This window comes from Streptomyces sp. SID13726, from assembly GCF_010548375.1.
Taxonomy (GTDB): domain Bacteria; phylum Actinomycetota; class Actinomycetes; order Streptomycetales; family Streptomycetaceae; genus Streptomyces.
Window position 1 is genome coordinate 1 of the sequence record NZ_JAAGLY010000647.1, and the last position, 410, is coordinate 410.

Annotated in this window: 1 protein-coding gene; it reads right to left on the reverse strand. The window is 72.2% G+C overall.

Going from position 1 to position 410, the window contains the following annotated elements; all coding sequences use genetic code 11:
- A partial coding sequence (locus tag G3I78_RS49580; RefSeq protein ID WP_203616591.1) for a methylenetetrahydrofolate reductase occupies positions 1–362 on the reverse strand: 362 nt, incomplete at its 3' end.
- Positions 363–410: the final 48 nt, after the last annotated feature.

Sequence of the window (410 nt, forward strand, 5' to 3'; positions counted from 1 at the left end):
CCGCGCACGGCCAGCATGTTGCGGATGCCCGCGTCGGCGAACTGGCCGATCACGTGGCGCAGCTCGGCGATGGAGTGGTCGACCGCGGTGAGGTGCGCGACGGGGGTCAGCGTGGTGTCGGCGGCGATCTCCTGGGTGGCCTTGACGGTGCCGCCGCGGGTGGAGCCTCCGGCCCCGTAGGTCACGGAGACGAAGCTCGGGCCCACCGCCTCGATCCGGCGCAGCGCGTTCCAGAGGTTGCGCTCGCCCTTCTCCGTCTTCGGGGCCCAGAACTCGAAGGAGTACGACGGGCTCCCGGACGCCAGCAGGTCGCGGACCGTGCGTGCGCGGTCCGTGCGGGTGGAAGCGGTACCAAGGGCCATACGGGCAGGTTAGACGCGCCCACCCGGTCGCCGAAGCCGTGTCCGCCT